Origin of the sequence: Kitasatospora sp. NPDC059088 (genome assembly GCF_042738155.1) — a bacterium.
Taxonomy (GTDB): domain Bacteria; phylum Actinomycetota; class Actinomycetes; order Streptomycetales; family Streptomycetaceae; genus Kitasatospora.
The window spans coordinates 1-4536 of record NZ_JBHYGR010000087.1 but is presented as its reverse complement, the minus strand read 5'-3'; the positions used below and the strand labels follow the sequence as shown (position 1 = coordinate 4536).

The 4536-nt window shown below is 76.8% G+C and carries 4 protein-coding genes; 1 reads left to right on the top strand and 3 read right to left on the bottom strand.

Annotation, left to right across the window (positions count from 1 at the left end; genetic code table 11):
• Positions 1-267: 267 nt before the first annotated feature.
• Entirely contained in the window at positions 268-1275 is a 1008-nt protein-coding gene (locus ACFWXO_RS30705; protein ID WP_375887094.1) for a helix-turn-helix domain-containing protein, read from the top strand.
• A 46-nt stretch (positions 1276-1321) separates the two neighbouring features.
• Here ACFWXO_RS30705 and ACFWXO_RS30700 read toward each other — a convergent pair whose 3' ends face one another.
• The 3 genes from ACFWXO_RS30700 to ACFWXO_RS30690 are packed head-to-tail and all read right to left on the bottom strand — an operon-like array spanning position 1322 to position 4349.
• Positions 1322-1684, bottom strand: coding sequence for a DUF952 domain-containing protein (locus ACFWXO_RS30700; RefSeq protein WP_375887095.1), 363 nt, complete (start codon positions 1682-1684; stop codon positions 1322-1324).
• Between the two features lie 54 nt (positions 1685-1738).
• On the bottom strand, positions 1739-3355 hold the full coding sequence (locus tag ACFWXO_RS30695) for a DUF4139 domain-containing protein (protein ID WP_380527696.1): 1617 nt from the start codon (positions 3353-3355) through the stop codon (positions 1739-1741).
• Between the two features lie 4 nt (positions 3356-3359).
• Positions 3360-4349 carry a DUF4139 domain-containing protein gene (locus ACFWXO_RS30690; RefSeq protein ID WP_380527694.1) on the bottom strand — a complete coding sequence of 330 codons (990 nt, stop codon included), beginning with the start codon at positions 4347-4349 and terminating at the stop codon, positions 3360-3362.
• Between the last annotated feature and the right edge of the window lie 187 nt (positions 4350-4536).

The window sequence follows — 4536 nt, the reverse complement described above, 5'->3', positions numbered from 1 at the left end:
ACCCCGGGGGGCCCGCGGGGGGGGGGGGGGGGGGCGCGGGCCCCCCCCGCCCCTCCGGGCGTGGGTGGGGGGGGGCCCCCCCCGGGGGGGGGGGGGGGCCCCCCTCCGACGTGTGTGAGCCGGGACGCAACCGCTGGTCACGGCCTTGTCAGCGCCATGATCCGTGGCCGAGGATGGCCACCGGACCACCGCCCCGCCGCGTGGCGGGACCGCGCCAGTACGGGCGGCCGGAGGGGTGTTCCGGAGCGAGCAGGGGGAGACGGCGTCGTGTCCGATGCAGCACTGGGGCGGTCCGCCGGACACGCGCTCGGCCCGTTGGGACTGGCCGAGCCGGACGGGCAGGTGTACGCGGCACTGGTCGCCAACCCGCAGTCCACGGCGGAGGAGCTGGCCGAGAGCTGCGGCCTGACGCTCCAGCAGGGCGTGCGCGCGCTGGACCGGTTGGCGCAGCAGGGGATGGCCACCCGGGCCCCGGTGGACCGGGAGCGCTACCTGCCGGTCGCCCCGGACGTGGCGATAGGGACCCTGATCGGCCACCGGGAGTCCGAGCTGCGCAGCGCCCGGGCCGAGATGCACCGGCTGATGGACGCCTTCCGGGAGGCCTCGCGGTACACCGACCCGGCGCACTCGGTGGAGGTGCTGACCGGCGGCGAGGCGATCGCCCAGCGGCTGGAGCACATCACCGGGAGCAGCCAGTACCAGGTCCGCGGCTTCGACCGCCCGCCGTACATCCAGGACCCGGTTTCGGCGATGCCGTTGCAGCGGCGGCGGCTGCGGGAGGGCCTGCGGTTCCGGACGATCTACGACCGGGAGGCGGTGGCCTGGCCCGGCCGCCTGGAGCGGAACATCCTGGTCGGCGTCGCGGACGGTGAGGAGGCGCGGGTGCGGCCGACGCTGCCAATGAAGATGATCATCTCGGACGACCGGATGGCGATCATCCCGATCAGCGTCGGCGACAGCGTGCTGGACGCGGCCTACGTGATCCACCCCTCGGCGCTGCTCCAGGCACTGGACACGCTGTTCGAGGCCGAGTGGGAGCGGGCCGTGCAGTTGCAGGCCGCGATCGGCACCGGGGACGCCTCGCCGGAGCCGGACGCCGACCACCGCAAGCTGCTGGGGCTGCTGGCCGCCGGGCTGACCGACGAGTCGATCGCCCGTTCGCTGGGCTGGAGCGCCCGGACCACCCAGCGGCGGTTGCAGGCCCTGATGCGCTCGCTGGGCGCCACCACCCGCTTCCAGGCCGGGATGGCGGCCCGGGAGCGGGGGTGGCTGTGAGGCGGGTCGGCTGTGATCCGGGGTGGCTGTGGGGCGGGTCGGCCGCTCAGCTCCAGGGGCTGAGCGAGGCCCAGTGGCCGTCCGGGCCGCGGTCGACCTTCTCCAGCCCGACCACGGCGGACCGGTTCAGCCGCCCGTAGATGTGCGGGAACAGCACGCCGGGGGTGGCGCCGGGCGGCGGGGCGCCGTGGGCGGCCTCCCACTTGACCATCGGCTCCACCAGTGCCTCCTCGATCAGCAGCACCATCAGCGGGTCCGGGGTGTCGGCGAAGAAGGAGTTGGCCACCGCGAGCGCCGTCCGCTCGTCCGCCGAGCAGTGGATGAACCCGTCGGTGAGCAGCGACGCGGTGGCGTACGGGCGGCCGGGGTCGGACAGCCAGTCGTCCAGGGGGGCGAGATGGAGGATCATGTTCCTTTTGTACCCGCTTTCCGGTCCTGAGCGGTCGTCACGGGGCCTCCGGCGTCACAGCCCGGCCACCTTGGCGGCGGCGGACACCTCGTACACCAGGGTGAGGCTGCGGCGGGCGCCCGGGCCGAGCGGGACGTCCCAGCGGACGATGCCCTCGGCGTCGAAGGCGTCCGGAGCCGGGGAGCACTCCTCCTTGCGCAGCCGCACCTCGACCTCGGCGACCTCGGAGACCGGCACCCGCTCGCGGACCGTGACCAGCTGCTCGTCGTGCTCCTCCGGGCCGGAGAAGCGGGACAGGTGCAGCCGGACGGTCCGGGTGGTGGTCCGGCGGCCGCTCAGGGCGGTGGTGCCGCTGCGCTCCTCGGTCTCGCGGACCACCCGGTAGCCGTCCGTACTGCCGAAGGACAGTTCGGCGTCGGCGCCGGCGGCGGTGAAGCGCAGCTCGCCGCGGCCGGTGAAGCCGCTGCCGCGGACCAGCTCGACCGGGCCGGCCAGCAGCGGGTGCCCGGCCGCGTTGCGGAACCGGACCACCCGGGTGACCAGCGGGGACAGCTCCGGGGCGCAGGCGAACTCGCTGCTCGCCGGGCCGGTGAAGGCGCCCAGCGGGACCCGGTGGGCGCGGCCGTCGGAGGGGACGGTGGCCGGGGCGGGGGCGGGCAGCACCCGGACCTCGCCGCCGTCGTCCAGGCCGGGGACGGCGGCGTCCGGGCCCAGGGTGCTGACCTCCTCCTCGCGCAGCTCGACCTCGACCGTGCGGCGCTCCTCGTCGGTGCGCTCGCGCAGGACCAGCAGGTCCTCGGCGAGCACCGGCGGGTCGGTGGCCAGGGCGGAGCGGGCGGTGGAGAAGGTCAGCCGGGCGCCGGTCCAGTCCTCGCCGGTGCGCTGCCAGACCACCGCCTCCGACTCCAGGCGCAGGCCGTCGGAGCCCAGCGTGGCGCGGTAGGAGGGGCGCCACAGCGCGCAGGGCACCAGGTGGTGGACGGTCAGCTCGGCCGGGCCGGGGCGCTCGGCCTCGACCGTGAGCTCCAGGTGGGCGTGCAGCTCGGCGGGCTCCTCCTCGGCCTCGTCCAGGGCCAGCAGGGCCTGGGAGCGCTCCTCGTCCAGGCGGCGCAGCCGGGAACGGGTCGCGCGCAGCTCCTCGCCGTGGCGCTCGCGCTCGGCGTCCACCCGGTCCAGCTCGCGGGCCCAGCGGGTGCGCTCGATCTCGCCGACGCCGGCGCCCTCGCCGACCTCGCGCAGCAGGTCCGCGGTCAGCTGGGCGAGCAGGGCGAGCCGGGCCTCCAGTCGGGCGCGGGTCCGGTCCGCGAGGCGGTACTCGGCCTCCAGCCCGTGCAGGCGGTGGCGCAGCGCGGAGTCCGCCGGGCCGGGCGGCAGCGGCGCGCGCGGGGACCAGGAGCGCACCAGCCGGGCCTCCAGCACCCGGGTGCCGGGGGTGGCGGACTCGGCGCGCAGGGTGCGGTCCACGGCGAGGGCGGTGAGCGGGCCCAGCCGCAGCCGCTGGACGCCCGCGGTGAGTCGGACGGTCACCGAGCGCTCGACCTGGGCCCGGTCCTCCAGGCAGGTGACGGCGGTGACGGGGAGGGCGGCGGTGACGGGGAGAGAGGGGGGAACGGGGGCGGTGGGAACGGGGAGGGCAGCTGGGAGGGGGAGGGGAACGGTCTCTTCGGTCATCTGGTCAGTTCCTCCGGTTTCCGCCGACGATGGCCTTTCCGGCCGGGATCTTGATCTGGTAGCCGCCGTCCAGCTCGGTGCGGCCACCCGGCGCCAGCTCGACCCGCCAGAGCCGGGTGCCGACCGGGCACTCCGGGGTGGGGACGGCCGGGGCCTGCCAGTCCGCTCGCTCCTCGATCCGGATCTCGGTGTCCGAGGCGACCGGCACGCGCTCGCGGACCTCGACCGTGACGGGGCGGCCGAGGCGGTTCGCCAGGTGGACGTGCACCCGGTGGTCGAGCACGGTGCTGTTGCCCTTCAGCATGCCGGTGGCGGACTCGCGCAGCTCGGTGCGGCGCGCCACCTCGACGCTCTCGGTGACGCCGATGCCCAGGCTCCGGGTGCCGCCCGGGGCGAGGGTCGGCAGGGCGGCGGTGAGCAGGAACTCGTCGTCCACGGTGACCTCGACCGGGCCGGCCAGCACGGCGCGGTCGGTGCGGTTGGCGAGCACCAGGGTCGCGTACACCTTCTCCTCGACGGCCGGGACGGTGACGTACTCGGGGCTGACGGAGAGCGGGATCTCGTCCACCGTGACGGTGTGCCAGGTGCCGTCGGAGGGGACGTCGGCGGGGGCGGCGGCATCGAAGCGGTGGTCGAAGGAGCCGGCCGAGACGCGGGGCGGGACGGCGTGGCGGGGGAGGGCGAGGCCGGTCAGGCGGATGCCCGGGTGGATCTGCTGCCAGGTTTCGTGTTCGAGCCGGGCCGGGTCGGGGCGCAGGGTGCCGCGGCGGTCGGCGGGGGCGTCGGGGCCGGCCAGCTGGAGGTCGGGGTAGTCGAGCAGGTCGGCCGCCGGGACGAAGCCGGTGTCGGGCGGTGGGGTCGCGCCGCGGCGGCGCGCGGAGCGGAGGGCCTCGGCCGGCGGGGCGCCGCCGAAGGCCTGCGGCATCGGGGCCCCGGCGGGGGCCGGGGCGCCGGGGGCGGGTGGGCCGCCGTAGCCGGCGAAGCCGGGTGCCACGGGGGCGGGGGGTACGGGGGGCATGGGCACGGGGGCGGGGGCGGAGAACGCCGGGGCGGAGGGCGGCTCCGGGACGCTGAGCATTCCGCCGCCGGACGGGCCGGCGGGCGCGGCCGCGGGCGCGCGGAAAGCGGCGCGGGGGCCGGCCGCGGGGGCGGGTGAAAAAAAGACACAGCCGCCCCCCAAG